Below are 15602 nucleotides of genomic sequence, written 5' to 3' on the forward strand. Positions count from 1 at the left end.
AGTGGTTCGTTGTTTGAGTGCCCCTCAGGGTGCGGTGCCCGCCCCCGCTCGTCAACCCTCAGAAATAGGTGTGCAAGACATCGACAACCACATCGTTGTCATCGGCGACCGGGATGAAGCGCCACTTGTCGAACGCCGTGCACGGGTGCGACAGTCCGAATCGGACCAGGTCGCCGACGGCCAGCGTGGTACTGCGGACGTACGTGTGATGGTCGTTGAGCTTGACCACCTCACCGCCCGGCGTGACCGGCAGTCCCTCATCGAACGGCGCGTCTCTCTTGCCCATGCCCACGATCGCCAGACCGGGCTCCGGGATGGACAGGACCTGCGCATAGATCTGCAGCGCGGCGGTCAGCGAGCCCTCGGCGGCAACCCGGTTGAACGGCGTCCGCTGCCGATAGAACCCCTCGTCGTGGGTGATCGACGCGCCGCTGCGCAGCACCGCCCGCACGGTGTGACCGGGCAGCCACTGCCCCTCGATGGCCTTGACCACCCGGTCGAACCAGGCGCTGCCACCGCCGGAAACGATCACTTCCTCGGGCAGCAGATGGGCGATCTCCCGTACCGCTGCGATCTGGGTCTGCAGGAAATCATCGACCGCCTCGGCCGTCTGCAGCCCGCCCTCGTAAGCGGTCACCCCGAGCAGTCGCACGCCCGGCGCGCCGGCGGCGGCTCGGGCGACAACCTTGACCTCCTCGACGGTACGACACCCCGTGCGCCCACCCGCATGCCCGATCTCGATGAGCACCGCCAGCCCGCCGGCGCGGGCCACCGCCTCGACCCCGGCCACGGAATCCACTTGCAGGAGCACGTCGTCCTGACCCGCGAGCCAGCTCAGCGCCGTCGCATCCAGCACCTCATTGGCGATCACAATGCGCGGTACGCCCAACCGGCGCAGCACCAGCGCCTGGCTCGCGGTCGCCACCGTCTGCGCCCACGCACCCGCCTGCAACTGGGCTTCCAGCAAGGTGGGAGCCATCGAGGTCTTGGCGTGCGGGGCGAACGAGAAGCCGTGGCGCTGGGCGTAAGCGGCCATCGTGGCGATGTTCGCGCGCACCGCGGAATCCCGGACGACCAGCAGCGGCCAGGTGAACGAACCGTCGAACAGCGAATGCCCCGCCGCCGCGAACTCGCGTGCGCTGACCCGGCCGTCCGGCAGCCAGAATCCCTTCGCGCGCCAATCGATGAACTCATCGGGGATGTCGAGAATCATGCTGACCGCCTATCGTGTCTTCGAGCCACTTACGAACCTGGGGAGGGTGGGTGCCGTCGGCGATGGTCATCGGACTGGTTTGTCACTCCGGCCATCGTCCCCGTTTCGAGCAGGCCGCGCGCACGCTGACCGGGGTGAGCTTCGCCTGGGCAACCTACGACCGCGAAGAGCAGATCCGCGAGCGGATAACCGGGCTGCTGCGCGATCAAAGTCTGGACGGGCTGCTGCTGGGGCTGGTGCCGTACGCCCGCAGCCGTGACCTGCTACCCCCCGACCTGCCCGTCACCGTCACCCGGTCCGCCGCCCTGGACCTTGCGCTCGTCTGGTCCCGGGCCCGCGGCAACGGCTGGCCGGCCACCCCGGTCAGCATCGACACCTTCACCCGGGAAACCGTTGACGAAGTGGCGACCGCGCTCGACCTGGACCCCGCGGCCATCGCGTGCCTGCCGTTCGACCCGGATCAGCCCATCGCCGACGTCGTGGCGTTTCACCGCGAACAGATCGCCGCGACCGGGGCGTCGTATGTGATCAGCGTCCGCACCGGGGTGGCCGCCGCACTGGACGGGCAGGTGGCGGTGCTCAACGCGCTGGCCACCCCCGGCACGATCCGCGCCGACTTGCACGAGCTGGCGCTGCGCGTACGAAACAAGAAAGCCGACGGTCAGCGCTTCGCCGCCGGTGTCTTCCTGGTGGCCGCCAGCTCGGATCTGGACCGGGCCCGCGTCGGCCTGCAGCACCTGCTGCTCAACACCCCCGAGTTCGCCGACGCCTGGATCGACAACCGGGGCCGGCGCGGTGTCGTGGTGTTCGCGCACGCCGCGCTCTTCGAGACGGTCACCCACCAATGGGTCGGCCTGCCGGTGCTCGCCGAGGCCCGCACGCTGGGGATCCGGGCGGTGGCCGGGTTCGGGATCGGCGCTTCCGCGCGGCTGTGCGTCACCCTGGCCGAGCGCGCCGCGGCCCGAGCCGAGCAGGACGCCGACCCCGGGGCCTATCTGATCAGCGACAACGGCATGGTGATCGGGCCGATGGGGGCGTCCGGGGTGCCCTTGACGTACACCTATCAGGAGCACGGCGGAATCGAGGCGCTGGCCGGACGGGTCGGGTTGAGCCCGGCGACGCTGTCCCGGCTCGCCGCAATCGAACGCCACCTCGAGGGCCGGCCGGTGTCGCCGAGCGAGCTGGCCCGTTCGCTGGGCATCACCGACCCGAGCGGGCGGCGGCTGATCCGCAAGCTCAGCTCGTCGCGGCTGGCCATCGACGACGGCAGCTCGCAGGTGCACCGCAAGGGCCGCCCGACCCGGATGTACCGGCTCGCCATCACCACCGCCCTGGAGCCGTCGTGATCTATGACCTGGTGCTGAGCGGTGCCTCGGTGCACGGCCAGGGCATCACCGACGTCGCCATCCACAACGGAAGAATTGCTTTTGTCGGGCCTGCTGACGGTTTCAGCAAGCAGGACTTGACCGGCCGCCTGCTCACGCCCGGACTGATCGACCTGCACACCCATGTCGGACCCGGCTACTGGGGTATCGAGCCGGACCCGGTCGCCTGGTACACCGGCGTCACCACCTGGGTCGACGCCGGATCTGCCGGCGCCTACACCCTGGCCGGGTTGCGCCGGATGGCCGCCGGGTCGGCCGTGCGGATCCCGGCGCTGCTCAACATCTCGGCGCTTGGGCTCGCGGGACGTACCGGCGAATGCCGTGACCTGGACAATTGCGATGTGGCCCTGGCCGTCGACACCATCCAGGCCAACCGCGACCTGATCCGCGGCATCAAGGTACGCATCGACCGCGAAACAGTCGGCGACAACGGCGTCGAACCCCTGCGTCGCGGCCTCGAAGCAGCCGGCCGGTGCAACGTCCCGGTCATGGTCCACATCGGTACGGCACCACCAGCCCTGGACGACGTGATCACTCTGCTGCGTCCGGGCGACATCGTCACGCACTGCGCGAGCGGGTTCGCGGCACCGCTGGGCCCGGCCGTACGCGAAGCCGTCGAGCGCGGGGTGCTGCTCGACATCGGGCACGGCTCCGGTGGGTTCGCGTTCGACGTGGCCGAGGCGCAACTGGCGGCGGGACTGCGGGCGTACACCATCTCTACTGATCTGCACGCTCGTTCCTTGCACGGACCGGTTTTCGATCTGCCCACGACCATTGCCAAGCTGGTGGCCATCGGTCTGCCGCTGAGCGAGGCGATCGACGCGGCCACCCGGCATCCGGCGCGGGCGCTCGGGCTGCCCGGCGGGACCATCGAGGTGGGCGCGCCGGCTGACCTGGCGGTGTTCCGGGTCGAGGAGGGCTCGTTCGAGCTGGTCGACGCGCATCGGCAGGTCCGGCGGTCACCGTTGCGGCTGGTCAACGAGGCGACGTACGTGGGGGGCCGGTTGCTGCCCCCGCGCCTGCCCGCCCCGGCGCCGCCGTGGATTCCGCTCACCGCCGCGCAACGCTTGTCCTTGCAACGCCGCGATGACGACATCCGGGCCCTGCTGGCCGCGCCGCTGGTCGGCGCGGAGGGCCTGGACGAGCAGTTTCCCCGTACCGTCAAAGGAGTTTGACCCATGCCCAAGCGCGCCATCATCGCCGGCCAGGCCGCCCCCGCCGGCGGCCCCTACTCGCACGCCGTCGTCGCGGGCGACTTCGTCTACCTGGCCGGAGCCGTGCCCGCTTTGCCCGATGGCACCCGCGTGACCGGCACCTTCGCCGAGCAGGCCCACGCCGCCTTCCGCAACCTCGCCGCCACCGCCGAAGCCGCCGGCGCCACCCTCGACCAGGCCGTCCGCCTAGGCGTCTACCTGCGCGACTTCAACGACTTCGCCGAACTCAACGAGATCTACCAGCACTACATCAAGGGCGACAATCTGCCGGTACGAACAACGCTCCCGGTCGCGCTCGTCGGCTTCGACATCGAAATCGACGCAGTCCTCTACACCGGCGAGTGAGCTGACCGTCCGCAAGCGCGCCCCCGCTCAGGATCATGCTCAGCGGGGGCGCTTGTCACTGCGGCATTACAGGTCGAACTGGCCGGCCTTCGTATTCTCGATGAAGGCAGCCCAGGCCCCGCGAGGAAAAATCAGGGTGCCAGCCGCACGGTCCTTCGTGTCGCGCACAGCAACCCCGTCGAGCAGGTTGTCCGCAACCTCAACGCACTCGCCGTTCCCACTCGATCGGCTACTGGTATGCCACTTCGCACCGGTGAGATCCATCCGGCACCCCTTTCGCTAGGCGACCTCAGCGGCCGCTTCCTTGATGAGTTTCTTTGACTGCGCCGGGTTGAGCGCCAACTTCGTTATTCGATCAAAGGTTGCCGAGAAGCGCGTAACATCATCGTCCGCCTCCAGGAACATGTCGCCGGCCATGCTGTCGGAGTAGACCAGCGGCGCATCGAACTGGTCAGCGAAGTGCATCAGCACGAAGCTGCCGGGCATACCGGGATGAGCCCCCGCATCAAAGGGTACGACCTGGAGCTTCACGTGGGATGACTGCGAAGCTTCCACAAGATGGAGCAGCTGAGCCCGCATCACCGCACGGCCGCCTACTTTTCGGCGGATGGCCGCCTCATCGATGGCCGCCCAGAGTTGCATAGGCGTTGGCCGAGTAAGAACGGAATCTCTGAGCCAGCTCAGCAACGTTTCACGCCGATGCGGATCGGTCACGCCGTACAGATCAAGCAGGGTGGTGACCGTGCGCCGTTGCGGTCGGTTCATGGCCCGCTCGATGCGATAGAACGACGACGCGTCCAGGCCTGTTCGTGCCGCCGCTTCTTCCTGCGTGAGGCCAGCAGCCACGCGCAATCGTTTCAGCTCGGTGGCAAGCCGCCGTAGCCGGATGGTAGGTGCCTTGCGTCCCGCCACGTCCATCCTCTCTGCTCCGTTCAGGGGCGAGGCAGCACGCCCAGCAGGGTTGCCGTCAGTGCCAACCCCAGAGAGGGCCTCAGCTCCAGATGGAAGCGGGCCAACTCGGGCTCGGCCTGATACGCCGCCAGCAGGCTGGGTGGCGGTGTGCTGTACGCCGACAGCGCGCCGGCCAGGACCATGGTTTGCAGGCTGAACAGCGTTGCGTTCTCCCCCAGCTCCGGCAGGCACTTCTGGATCAGGCCTGTCATGGTCGCCAGGCGCTGCAGGGAAGCTCGCTTGTAGCGGGCTACGACCTGCACGGAGACGTTGTGTTCCAGCACGCTGCCCTGCGCGCCGAACAGGTCGCACAGCACCACCCGGCCGGACAGTGAGCGGCTGAGGATCTCGGCCACCGCTGCCGCCCGGTGGGCCATGGGCAGCTTCTCGTCGACACCGGCGGCCAGTTCGCTTGCCAGGTCCGTCAGCCACTCCTGCAGGAAACGGTCCAGCAGCTCCAGCAGCACCGCCTCGCGGGACTCGAAGTAGCGCAGCACGTTCGGCTTCGCCAGGCCCACGCGGCGGCTGAGTTCGTTCAGGGTGACGGCGGCCACGGGCATCTCGTCGAGCATCGCTGCAGCCATGTCGAGGATGGCCCGCCGGCGGGTTTCCCGCTGCTCCTCGGTTCGCGCCCGCTGGAACGTCATGATCACCAGCCTAACTTGGATACCGGCGGTACGTTGACAACGTACCGCAAGTACTTTACTGTCGATCTCACAAGATACCTTCGGTACTTTAAAGCAGGGAGTCAGTCATGGACGTGAAGTGGACGACGGCGAACATCCCGGACCAGCGCGGCCGGGTGGCGGTGATAACCGGGGCCAACACCGGCCTCGGGTACGAAACCGCCAAAGCACTCGCCGAGCGTGGAGCATCAGTGGTGCTCGCCGTGCGCAACGTCGAGAAGGGTGAGCAGGCAGCGGCCCGCATGACCGGCGACGTCACCGTGCAGGCGCTGGATCTCACGTCGCTCGACTCCGTGCGGGCCGCGGCGGCGGCGCTGCGATCCCGGCTGAGCCAGGTCGACCTGCTGATCAACAACGCCGGCGTGATGTACACCCCGAAGCAGAGCACCCGCGACGGCTTCGAGATGCAATTCGGCACCAACCACCTCGGCCACTTCGCGCTCACCGGCCTGCTGCTGGACCTGATGCTGCCGGTGCCCGGCTCGCGCGTGGTCACGGTCAGCAGCACCGGCCACCGCATCCGGGCCGCGATCCACTTCGACGACCTGCAATGGCAGCGCTCGTACAGCCGGGTCGCCGCCTATGGTCAGTCCAAACTGGCCAACCTGATGTTCACCTACGAGCTGCAGCGCCGGCTGGCCCCGCACGGCACCACCGTCGCCGTGGCCGCCCACCCCGGCATCTCCAGCACCGAGCTCGCCCGTAACACCCCTGCAGCCCTGCGCCTTCCGCTCACCTGGCTCGCGCCGCTGATCACCCAGTCACCGGCGATGGGTGCGCTGCCGACCCTGCGTGCTGCCACCGACCCCGCCACGCTCGGCGGCCAGTACTACGGGCCCGGCGGCCGCAACGAGGTCATGGGTCATCCGCGGCTGGTCACGTCCAGCCCGCAGTCCTACGAGGTAGCTGTCCAGCAGCGGCTGTGGGCCGTCTCCGAGGACCTCACCGGGGTCACGTACCCGGTCATGCAGGACTCACATCCAGCAGTGGGATGAACTCGTCCTGCTGGAACCAACTGGTCCTGAGCAGCCTCACTACTTCGGCAAACGGTATGAACCGGCGTTCCGCCCCGACTGCGGCCCCTCGCCTCGCTCGACAGCGAGCCCTTCACATCATCAAGCGAACACGATCGCGTGGTTGCGATCCCGGATGACCCGGTCCTCGCTGTGCCACAGCACCGCCCGGGACAGCACCGCCCGCTCCACATCGGCACCCCGGCGCTGCAGCTCGGCAACCGTCTGGGCGTGGCTGACCCGGACCACGTCCTGCTCGATGATCGGGCCCTCGTCGAGGTCCTCGGTCACATAGTGCGCGGTCGCCCCGATCAGCTTCACCCCGCGCTCCTTGGCCTTGGCGTACGGCCCGGCGCCGATGAACGCCGGCAGGAACGAGTGGTGGATGTTGATGATCGGCACCCCGAGCTCGCGGATGAAATCCCCGGACAGGATCTGCATGTAGCGCGCCAGCACCACGAAGTCGACGTTGCCGCGCAGCAGCTTGAGGTGCTCGGCCTCGGCCGCCGACTTGTCCGGGCCGGCGGGTGAGGGTACGTGGAAGAACGGGATGCCGAACGAGCGCACCTCGGCGGCCGTGTCGGTGTGGTTGGAGATGACCATGGCCACGGTGACCGGCAGCTCGCCGCGGCGGTGGCGCCACAGCAGGTCGAGCAGGCAGTGATCGGCCTTCGACGCGAAGATGGCCACCCGCTTGGGGATGGACATGTCCCGCAGCGCGATCTCCAGGTCGAAGCCGTCGGACAGGCGCTCCCGCAGATCGTTCTCGAGCTGCGGGAGCACCGCCTTGAGACCGTCGAGGCTGAACACCGTGCGCTGGAAGAAGCCACCGTCGGCCGGGTCGGAATACTGGTCGAGCGAGACGATGTTCGCCTCGTGCGCGCTGAGCACCGCGCTGACGGCGGCCACGATGCCGGTCCGGTCCTTGCCGTGCACGATCAGCGACGCCTGATGGCCCACCGATGCCGATGGCGTGCGAAAAGCGGCTGCGTCCTGCGTGAGCGTCACGGTGGCCAGCTTAGGCGAAGACGTCCTGCTGGTAGCGCCCCTCCGCCTCCAGCGCGGTCAGCCAGGCGGTGGCCTGCGCCTCAGTACTGCCCGTCCGGGCGGCGTACAGCCCGGCCAGGGTGGCGCGAACGGCCGGGGCCATGCGCGCACCGTCACCACACACGTACACCTGGGCGCCCTGCTCGATCAGCTCCCACAGCTGATCACCGGCGGCTTCCAGGGAGTGCTGCACGTACCGGTGCGGGTAGCCCTCCTGCTGCGAGAACGCCAGGTGCAGCTCCATCACGCCGCTGTCTTGCCACGCGCGCATCTCGTCGGCGTAGAGCCAGTCGTGCTGCGGGTGCCGCGCGCCGAAGAACACCATCGTCCGACCGCCGGGTTGCTGCGCCCGCTCCTGCAGGAAACCGCGCAAAGGCGCAAAACCGGTGCCCGGACCAATCAAGATCATGGGGGTACGGGGGTCAGCTGGCATGCGGAAAGGTGGCGCGGGCACGCGTACGTGGCCGTAGAACGTGTCCCCGGGACGCAACCGGGCCAGGTACTGCGAACACATGCCCCGATACCGGCCCTGCCCGGCCAGCGCGGGTCCGTCGACCAGCCCGACGGTCAGCGTCACCAGTTCCGGGTCGACGGCAGGGGACGACGAGATCGAGTAGAACCGGGGCCGGATCGAGCCGGTCATCGACAGGAACGCCCCCAGCGGCAGCTCGATCGCCGGGAAGCGTTCGAGCAGGCCCAGCACCGACACGCGCTTGGCCAGGATCTCATCGGCGTACGCCCGCCGGGCCTCGTCCGAGTCGGCCGTCCACGCGGCCAGCTCCCTCGTGGTCCACGGGCAGCCGGTGTGCGCGGCGAGCGCCCCCAGCTGGCTGCGGGTGGCCGGCTCCTGCAGCTCGACGAACTCGGTGAGCAGCAGCTCCGCGGTCACCGGCACGCCGATCGGCAGCGACGACGGGCGGTCACCGTCCTGGCTCAGGCGCACCACCCGGTCGCGCGGCACCCGCAGCACCCCCAACGCCCACGCCACCAGCTCCGGGTGGTTCTTGGCGTACACGGCCAGATGGTCGCCGGCCTGGTACTCCACGCCCTCGGGCAGCCGCACGGTGACGGCCTTGACCCCGGCACCCCGGCCCGCTCCGCGCAGATCGGTGAGGCCCACCGGCTCGCGGACCAGCTCCTCGACCGAGACCACGGTGACCGGGTACGCCTGCGCCGACACCACCGCGGGGCGCACCTGATCCTCGCCGAGCACCTCGACGGCGTACCGGTCGCTCGCCGGGGTAGTGCCCGTGCCGGCCCCGAACGACTCGGCGAGGGCGGACCAGAGCCCGTCCAGCCAAGCCGTGGCCATGGCGTCGAAGTCGCCGGCCGCGTCGGTTTCGCCGCGCGCCACGATCGGGGTGGCCCCGGCAGCGCTCAGGGCGGCTTCGACGCGCCGAGGAAACGCCTGGTAGGTGGCCCACTGGGTGTTGCCGTTGCCCAGCACCGCGAACCGCACGCCGGTCAGGGCGCCGGCCGGGATGTCGAGGGCGTCGAACTTCTGGGCGTTGTCCGGGGCCTTGCCGTTGTAGCTGGATGTGACGATAGCCAGCAGGCCGTCGGCGGGCAGGTCCCCGGCGAGCTCGTCGAGGGTTTGCACGCTGACCTCGAAACCGGAGCGCCGGGCGCGGTCGGCGAGCTGCTGTGCGAGATCCTCGGAGGTGCCCAGGTTCGAGCCATAGGCAACTTTGAGACGTACCCCATCGGCTGTGACCTCGGCAGTGTCCACGGCGGAACCCTCCGGCGCGGGCGTGACCGACAGGCGCTCGTGCTCGTGACGCTCACGAACCCGCAGGGTGAGACCGTCGGGCTTGATCGTCAGGGTCTGCTTGATGGCGAGCTGGTGACCGGCAGGGTCGGAGATCGCGAAGTGCTGCAGGATCAGCGCGAGGGCCAGCCGGGCCTCGGTCAGCGCGAACTGCCGGCCGATGCAGGCCCGCTCACCGTTGCCGAACGGCTTGTACGCATGCGGGTGGCGTTGCGCCTTGCGCTCGGGCAGCCAGCGGTCGATGTCGAACGCCTCGGGATCGTGCCACGTCCCGGGATGGGTGTGCAGCGGCTTGAGCAGCACCGCGACCTTCTGCCCGGCGGCCAGCTCGTACTTGCCGGCCAGCACGGTGTCCTCGCGCGCCATCAAACCGATCGCGGTGATCGGCGAGTGCAGCCGCAGCGCCTCGTCGAGGATGCGAGGAATCACGTCCAGCTTCATGATCGTCTCGTAGGTGGGCACGGTGTCGCCGGGCAGCAGCCGGTCGACCTCCGCATACGCCTGAGCCAGTACGTGCGGGTGCCGCATGAGCAAGTGCAGCGCGAACGACAGGGTGCCGCTGGTGGTCTCGTGCCCGGCAATGAGGAAGGTCAGCACCTGGTTGCGGATGTTCTCGTCGGACAGGGTGCCGCCGCTGAGCGGGTCGGCCGCCGCGAGCATCAGCCCGAGCAAGTCCTGCGCCTTCTCCCCCGACGCGCGCCGGGTTCGGATCACGTCGTCGACCAGGTCCTGCATGACCGCGATGTCGGACCGGTACGCCGCGTCGGCCTTGCGCTTGAGGCCGGTGATCACCGGAAGCTGGCGGGTGCGGTTCATCGCCTCGGTCAGCGCCCGCCCCATGGCCTGCAGGAACGGGTGCAGCTCGGGCTGGGCGAAGGAGTGGAAGGCCTGCCCGAAGCCGGTGAGCGCGATGGTGTCCAGGGTCAGCCGGGTCATGTCCTCGGTGACATCGACCTCGGTGCGCCCGGCCCAATGAGCGACCAGCTCGTCGGCGACCTCGAGCATCTGCGGGAAGTAGGACTTCATCGACCGCTGGCTGAACGCGGGCATGAGGATGCGGTGCGCCTGACCCCACACCTCTTCCTGCTCGCGTGCGGTGAACAGCCCGTCACCGGCGAAGTCGCGGACGTGCGCGAGCGGCGGGTCGATCGGCTTGTAGAAGCGGCTCTCGTCGCAGACCTCGGCGACCAGGTCCGGCTCGTACACCATGACCACGTGCCGCCCGGCGAGGTTGACCTTGAAGATGCCGTCCGGGTAGGTGGCCGCCAGGTCCGCAAAGAACTGATGGCCGCCCTCGACGGGCACCTGCAGCCCGTTTCCGACGACGGGAAGACCGCGGGGGGAAGGGATGGGGACGATCACGCGGCTACCATACGGCGTATGGCTGAGGGGGCGGCAAGGCCGCGAGAGCAACGTCTCACCAGGACACTCATCGTGCAGACGGCGCTGAGGCTCGTCGATACGCACGGTGTCGAGGCGCTCAGCATGCGTAAGCTCGCCGCCGAACTGGGCGTCAACCCGATGTCGCTCTACCATCACGTGGAGAACAAGGCGGCGCTGCTCGACGGGCTCACCCGCACCCTCACCGAGGGAGCCCGCGGCATCGTCGTGGCCGGGGGCACCTGGCGTCAGCAGCTCTACCTGCTGGCCCACGAGTTCCGGGCGCTGAGCCGCAACCATCCCGGGCTCATGCGGTACGCGTTCACCCGCGGCACCTTCGCCGAACGCGACGGGCCGATGGGTCAGTCCCTGCGCGCGATCCTGATCAGCGCGGGGCTGCCGAGTGAGGAGGCCGGCAGGATCGGCGCGGTGCTCGCCGCGCTGGTCGGCGGGCTGCTGCTCAGCGAGGTGAACGCGGCGTTCGCCGACGACGAGGGCTTCGCCACAGCGGTCTGGCTGCTCATCGACGGCGTGGCCGCGCGCGTCTGAGGGCCAGCCGGCGCCCGGCGTGCTCTGATGATCATGGGAGTTTACGCTGGGTAACACACCCGAAACGCAAGCCTGCAAGAGTCGCTGAGGATTCTACGGAGGTTGGTTGTGTTCCTGAGCCAGCACGAGCAGGAACGCCTGCTCATCCACGTAGCGGCGGACGTCGCGCAACGCCGGCGGGACCGGGGTCTGCGCCTCAACCACCCCGAGGCCACCGCGATCATCACCGCGTTCCTGCTCGAAGGGGCCCGCGACGGGCGCACCGTGGCCGAGCTGATGGACGCCGGCCGGCGCGTGCTGACCCGTGACGACGTCATGGACGGAGTACCCGAGATGCTGCCCGAGGTGCAGGTCGAAGCCACCTTCCCGGACGGCACCAAGCTGGTCACCGTGCACGGGCCCATCTCATGAGCCCCGGTTCCGAGCCCGATCTGGTGCCCGGTCAGGTGCTCTTCGGCGACGGTGACATCGAGATCAACCCGGGGCGCCCGGTGCTCAGCCTGACCGTGCGCAACACCGGTGACCGGCCCGTGCAGGTCGGCTCGCACTACCACTTCGCCGAGTCCAACGCCGCTCTCGACTTCGACCGGGACGCCGCGTGGGGACACCGGCTCGCGGTGCCGGCCGGGACGTCGGTGCGCTTCGAGCCGGGGATGCCGCGCGATGTGGACCTCGTACCGCTGCAGGGTAATCGCATTGTGCCGGGCCTGCGCGGACTGGCCGGTGGCCCGCTGGACCCCTCCCCGCGCGCGGACATCGAGCCCGCGGGATCCCTCGACGAAGATCTACCCGAAAACGGGAGCGGCCGATGAGCACGCTGGATCGCCGGCGCTACGCCGCCCTGTACGGTCCCACCGCCGGGGACCGGATCCGGCTGGCTGACACCAACCTGCTGATCGAGATCGACGAGGATCGCAGCGCTGGGCCCGTACCCGGAGATGAAGTGGTCTTCGGCGGTGGCAAGGTCATCCGGGAATCGATGGGCCAATCGCGGGCCACGCGCGCCGAGGGCACCCCCGACACCGTCATCACCGGCGCGGTCATCCTCGACCACTGGGGCGTCATCAAGGCCGACGTCGGCATCCGCGACGGGCGCATCGTGGCGATCGGCAAGGCCGGCAACCCGGACACCATGCGGGGCGTGCACCCGGATCTGGTCATCGGCGCGGGCACCGAGATCATCGCGGGCAACGGCAAGATCCTCACCGCCGGGGCCATCGACAGCCACGTGCACCTGATCAGCCCGACCATTCTGGACACCGCGCTGGCCGCCGGCATCACCACGATCATCGGCGGCGGCACCGGACCGGCCGAGGGCACCAAGGCCACCACCGTCACCCCCAACGCCTGGCACCTCTCCCGGATGCTCGAGTCGCTGGACCGTTGGCCGATCAACGTGCTGCTGCTGGGCAAGGGCAACACCATGAGCGAGGAGTCGCTCTGGGAGCAACTGCGCGGCGGGGCGGGTGGCTTCAAACTGCATGAGGATTGGGGTACGACCCCAGCAGTCATCGACGCCGCGCTGCGCGTTGCCGACGCCTCCGGGGTGCAGATCGCCATCCACACCGACACGCTCAACGAGGCCGGGTTCGTCGAGGAGACCCTGCGAGCCATCGGCGGCCGGTCGATCCACGCTTACCACACCGAGGGAGCCGGTGGCGGGCACGCACCGGACATCATCACGGTGGCGTCGTACCCGAACGTGCTGCCGTCCTCGACCAACCCGACGCGGCCGTACACCCGCAACACCCTCAGCGAGCACCTCGACATGCTGATGGTCTGCCACCACCTGAACTCGGCGGTGCCCGAGGACCTGGCCTTCGCCGAGAGCCGCATCCGGCCGTCCACCATGGCCGCCGAGGACCTGCTGCACGACCTCGGCGCGATCTCGATGATCGGCTCGGACTCCCAGGCCATGGGCCGCGTCGGCGAGGTCGTCATGCGCACCTGGCAGACCGCCCACGTGATGAAGGCCCGCCGCGGCGCGCTGCCCGGTGACGGCCCGGCCGACAACCACCGAGCCCGCCGGTACGTCGCCAAGTACACGATCAACCCGGCCATCGCCCACGGCATGGCCGCCCAGGTCGGCTCGGTCGAACCCGGCAAGCTCGCCGACCTGGTGCTCTGGGACCCGGCCTTCTTCGGCGTCCGGCCCGCCCTGGTGATCAAGGGTGGCATGATCGCCTCGGCCCAGATGGGCGACGCGAACGCCTCGATCCCCACGCCCCAGCCGATGCTGCCCCGCCCGATGTTCGGCGCGTACGGCGTGGTCCCCGCCCAGACCTCGCTGGCTTTCGTGGCCCCGGCTGCCATCGACGCGCTGCTCGGCGACCGGATCGGGGTGAAGCGGGCGCTCGTACCGGTGGAGAACACGCGTTCGGTCGGCAAGGCGGACCTGCCGCTCAACGACGCCACCCCGCGCATCGAGGTGGAACCGGACACGTTCACGGTCCGCATCGACGGCGAGGTTGTCGAGCCGGACCCGGTGGACGAGCTGCCCCTGGCCCAGCGCTACCACCTGTTCTGATGTCGCTGTTCTCCTTGCCCGCGGAGGCCAGCCCATGAGCCTCGCAACCCTGCTGGTCCTGGCGGACGGGCGGCTTCCGTCGGGTGGGCACGCGCACTCGGGTGGGCTGGAGGCCGCGGTCTCGGCCGGGCGGGTCGGCGACCTGGACGCGGTGGCCGGCTTCCTGCGCGGCAAGCTGCACACCGCCGGCCTGGTCGCCGCCGCGTTCGCCGCCGCGGCCTGCGCCAACCCGGCCCGTTGGGCGGAACTCGACGAAGGCTTGGACGCCCGCATCTCATCCCCCGCGCTGCGCAAGGCTTCCCGGGCCCAGGGCCGCGCGATGATCAGAGCCGGCCGGGCGATGTGGCCGCTGCCCGTGGTCGGTCGTGACCCCCACCAGCCGGTCGCGCTCGGCGTACTCGCGTCGGCCGCCGGCCTGGTGCCGCTGGAAGCTGCCGTGGCCGCCGCGCACGGCACTGTCACGGGACCGGCCAGCGCTGCGGTGCGGTTGCTCGGGCTGGACCCTTACCAGGTGCACGCTCTCATCGCTCGTCTCGCCCCCGACACCGACCGGATCGCGACAGCCGCCGCGGCCTGCGCCCACGACCCGGCCGACGCCCTGCCGGCCGCGGGAGCCCCCTTGCTCGACATCGGCGCCGAGCTCCATGCCACCTGGGAGGTGCGTCTCTTTGCATCCTGACGACCACACACACGGCCCGCTTCCTGACGCCCACGCGCACAGCCCGCTTCATGACGCCCACGCGCACGCGCACGCGCACGGCCCCGAGGATGTTCCGCACACCCATCCCGACCCGGGCGTCGACCCGCACCCTGCGCTGGCCACCGGCCCGCGAGCGCTGCGCATCGGCATCGGCGGCCCGGTTGGCTCGGGCAAGACGGCCCTGGTTGCGGCGCTGTGCCGGGCACTGGGCGCGGAACTGCGGCTGGCCGTGGTGACAAACGACATCTACACCACAGAGGACGCTGACTTCCTGCTGCGCAACGGCGTCCTTCCGGCCGACCGCATCCGCGCGGTGGAGACCGGGTGCTGCCCGCACACCGCAATCCGCGACGACATCTCGGCCAACCTGGACGCCGTCGAGGACCTGGAGGCGGCACTCGGCCCGCTGGATCTGGTGCTGGTGGAGAGCGGTGGCGACAACTTGACCGCGACATTCAGCAAGGGTTTGATCGACAAGCAGATCTTCGTCGTGGACGTAGCCGGCGGCGACAAGGTCCCCCGCAAGGGCGGCCCCGGCGTCACCACCGCCGACCTGCTGGTCATCAACAAAACGGACCTGGCACCCCTGGTCGGAGCAGACCTGTCAGTAATGGACCGCGACGCCAGAGCCCGCCGCGGCGACCTGCCCACGGTCTTCCAGTCACTCACCGAGGACCGCAACGCCACAGCGGTAGCCAACTGGATCCGCGGCCTGGTCACGGCCCGCATGCCGGCATGATCCGGCGTCCGGGGCCGGGCGCGGCGCGCGGACTGGTCCGGCGTCCGGGCGCGGTGCCGCGTCCAGGCTCAGGCGCCCGGCACGG

General features: G+C 69.6%; 16 protein-coding genes. 10 read left to right on the top strand and 6 right to left on the bottom strand.

The window, feature by feature from the left end:
- Window positions 1-58: 58 nt before the first annotated feature.
- Complete coding sequence (locus TFC3_RS21230) at window positions 59-1213, bottom strand: alanine racemase (protein ID WP_067502724.1); 1155 nt, start codon at window positions 1211-1213, stop codon at window positions 59-61.
- 50 nt (window positions 1214-1263) lie between these two features.
- Between TFC3_RS21230 and TFC3_RS21235 the strand changes: the two genes are divergently transcribed.
- The 3 genes from TFC3_RS21235 to TFC3_RS21245 are packed head-to-tail and all read left to right on the top strand — an operon-like array spanning window position 1264 to window position 4157.
- Complete coding sequence (locus TFC3_RS21235; RefSeq protein ID WP_236718238.1) at window positions 1264-2559, top strand: MarR family transcriptional regulator; 1296 nt, start codon at window positions 1264-1266, stop codon at window positions 2557-2559.
- Complete coding sequence (locus tag TFC3_RS21240; RefSeq protein ID WP_153040326.1) at window positions 2556-3773, top strand: amidohydrolase family protein; 1218 nt, start codon at window positions 2556-2558, stop codon at window positions 3771-3773. Before TFC3_RS21235 ends, TFC3_RS21240 begins: the two co-directional genes overlap by 4 nt.
- A gap of 3 nt (window positions 3774-3776) precedes the next feature.
- Complete coding sequence (locus TFC3_RS21245) at window positions 3777-4157, top strand: RidA family protein (RefSeq protein WP_067502729.1); 381 nt, start codon at window positions 3777-3779, stop codon at window positions 4155-4157.
- 66 nt (window positions 4158-4223) lie between these two features.
- On the opposite strand, the gene TFC3_RS21250 is transcribed toward TFC3_RS21245, so the two are convergent.
- The 3 genes from TFC3_RS21250 to TFC3_RS21260 are packed head-to-tail and all read right to left on the bottom strand — an operon-like array spanning window position 4224 to window position 5755.
- Complete coding sequence (locus tag TFC3_RS21250; protein ID WP_067502732.1) at window positions 4224-4421, bottom strand: DUF397 domain-containing protein; 198 nt, start codon at window positions 4419-4421, stop codon at window positions 4224-4226.
- Window positions 4422-4436: 15 nt separating this feature from the next.
- Complete coding sequence (locus TFC3_RS21255) at window positions 4437-5075, bottom strand: helix-turn-helix transcriptional regulator (protein ID WP_082772207.1); 639 nt, start codon at window positions 5073-5075, stop codon at window positions 4437-4439.
- A gap of 14 nt (window positions 5076-5089) precedes the next feature.
- Complete coding sequence (locus TFC3_RS21260; protein WP_067502735.1) at window positions 5090-5755, bottom strand: TetR/AcrR family transcriptional regulator; 666 nt, start codon at window positions 5753-5755, stop codon at window positions 5090-5092.
- A 107-nt stretch (window positions 5756-5862) separates the two neighbouring features.
- Between TFC3_RS21260 and TFC3_RS21265 the strand changes: the two genes are divergently transcribed.
- Window positions 5863-6789: an SDR family NAD(P)-dependent oxidoreductase gene (locus tag TFC3_RS21265; protein WP_067502738.1), complete on the top strand. Its 927-nt coding sequence runs from the start codon at window positions 5863-5865 to the stop codon at window positions 6787-6789.
- Between the two features lie 120 nt (window positions 6790-6909).
- On the opposite strand, the gene purU is transcribed toward TFC3_RS21265, so the two are convergent.
- Window positions 6910-7815, bottom strand: a complete 906-nt coding sequence (gene purU / locus TFC3_RS21270) for a formyltetrahydrofolate deformylase (protein ID WP_067502741.1) — start codon at window positions 7813-7815, stop codon at window positions 6910-6912.
- Between the two features lie 10 nt (window positions 7816-7825).
- Window positions 7826-10984, bottom strand: coding sequence for a bifunctional cytochrome P450/NADPH--P450 reductase (locus TFC3_RS21275; protein ID WP_067502744.1), 3159 nt, complete (start codon window positions 10982-10984; stop codon window positions 7826-7828).
- A gap of 18 nt (window positions 10985-11002) precedes the next feature.
- Here TFC3_RS21275 and TFC3_RS21280 point away from each other — a divergent pair, with 18 nt between their 5' ends.
- From TFC3_RS21280 to ureG, 6 genes are all read left to right on the top strand, one after another.
- Entirely contained in the window at window positions 11003-11551 is a 549-nt protein-coding gene (locus TFC3_RS21280) for a TetR/AcrR family transcriptional regulator (protein WP_201787194.1), read from the top strand.
- A gap of 108 nt (window positions 11552-11659) precedes the next feature.
- Window positions 11660-11962 (top strand): urease subunit gamma, encoded by a 303-nt coding sequence (locus tag TFC3_RS21285; RefSeq protein ID WP_067502749.1) that lies wholly within the window; start codon window positions 11660-11662, stop codon window positions 11960-11962.
- A gap of 20 nt (window positions 11963-11982) precedes the next feature.
- Complete coding sequence (locus tag TFC3_RS21290; RefSeq protein WP_067507197.1) at window positions 11983-12363, top strand: urease subunit beta; 381 nt, start codon at window positions 11983-11985, stop codon at window positions 12361-12363.
- Window positions 12360-14078, top strand: a complete 1719-nt coding sequence (locus TFC3_RS21295) for an urease subunit alpha (protein ID WP_067502752.1) — start codon at window positions 12360-12362, stop codon at window positions 14076-14078. The genes TFC3_RS21290 and TFC3_RS21295 overlap by 4 nt, the downstream gene beginning before the upstream one ends.
- A gap of 34 nt (window positions 14079-14112) precedes the next feature.
- Complete coding sequence (locus tag TFC3_RS21300; protein WP_067502754.1) at window positions 14113-14757, top strand: urease accessory protein UreF; 645 nt, start codon at window positions 14113-14115, stop codon at window positions 14755-14757.
- Window positions 14758-14893: 136 nt separating this feature from the next.
- Window positions 14894-15517, top strand: coding sequence for an urease accessory protein UreG (ureG, locus tag TFC3_RS21305; protein ID WP_067507200.1), 624 nt, complete (start codon window positions 14894-14896; stop codon window positions 15515-15517).
- Window positions 15518-15602 lie beyond the last annotated feature (85 nt).

The organism is Actinoplanes sp. TFC3, assembly GCF_001553785.1.
Taxonomy (GTDB): Bacteria; Actinomycetota; Actinomycetes; order Mycobacteriales; family Micromonosporaceae; genus Actinoplanes.

Excerpts from the sequence above, each read along its gene's own strand:
- TFC3_RS21230 (WP_067502724.1), bottom strand. The coding sequence starts at position 1,213 with ATGATTCTCGACATCCCCGATGAGTTCATCGATTGGCGCGCGAAGGGA.
- TFC3_RS21255 (WP_082772207.1), bottom strand. The coding sequence starts at position 5,075 with ATGGACGTGGCGGGACGCAAGGCACCTACCATCCGGCTACGGCGGCTT.
- TFC3_RS21265 (WP_067502738.1), top strand. The coding sequence starts at position 5,863 with ATGGACGTGAAGTGGACGACGGCGAACATCCCGGACCAGCGCGGCCGG.
- TFC3_RS21245 (WP_067502729.1), top strand. The coding sequence starts at position 3,777 with ATGCCCAAGCGCGCCATCATCGCCGGCCAGGCCGCCCCCGCCGGCGGC.
- TFC3_RS21250 (WP_067502732.1), bottom strand. The coding sequence starts at position 4,421 with ATGGATCTCACCGGTGCGAAGTGGCATACCAGTAGCCGATCGAGTGGG.
- TFC3_RS21280 (WP_201787194.1), top strand. The coding sequence starts at position 11,003 with ATGGCTGAGGGGGCGGCAAGGCCGCGAGAGCAACGTCTCACCAGGACA.
- TFC3_RS21300 (WP_067502754.1), top strand. The coding sequence starts at position 14,113 with ATGAGCCTCGCAACCCTGCTGGTCCTGGCGGACGGGCGGCTTCCGTCG.
- TFC3_RS21295 (WP_067502752.1), top strand. The coding sequence starts at position 12,360 with ATGAGCACGCTGGATCGCCGGCGCTACGCCGCCCTGTACGGTCCCACC.
- TFC3_RS21260 (WP_067502735.1), bottom strand. The coding sequence starts at position 5,755 with ATGACGTTCCAGCGGGCGCGAACCGAGGAGCAGCGGGAAACCCGCCGG.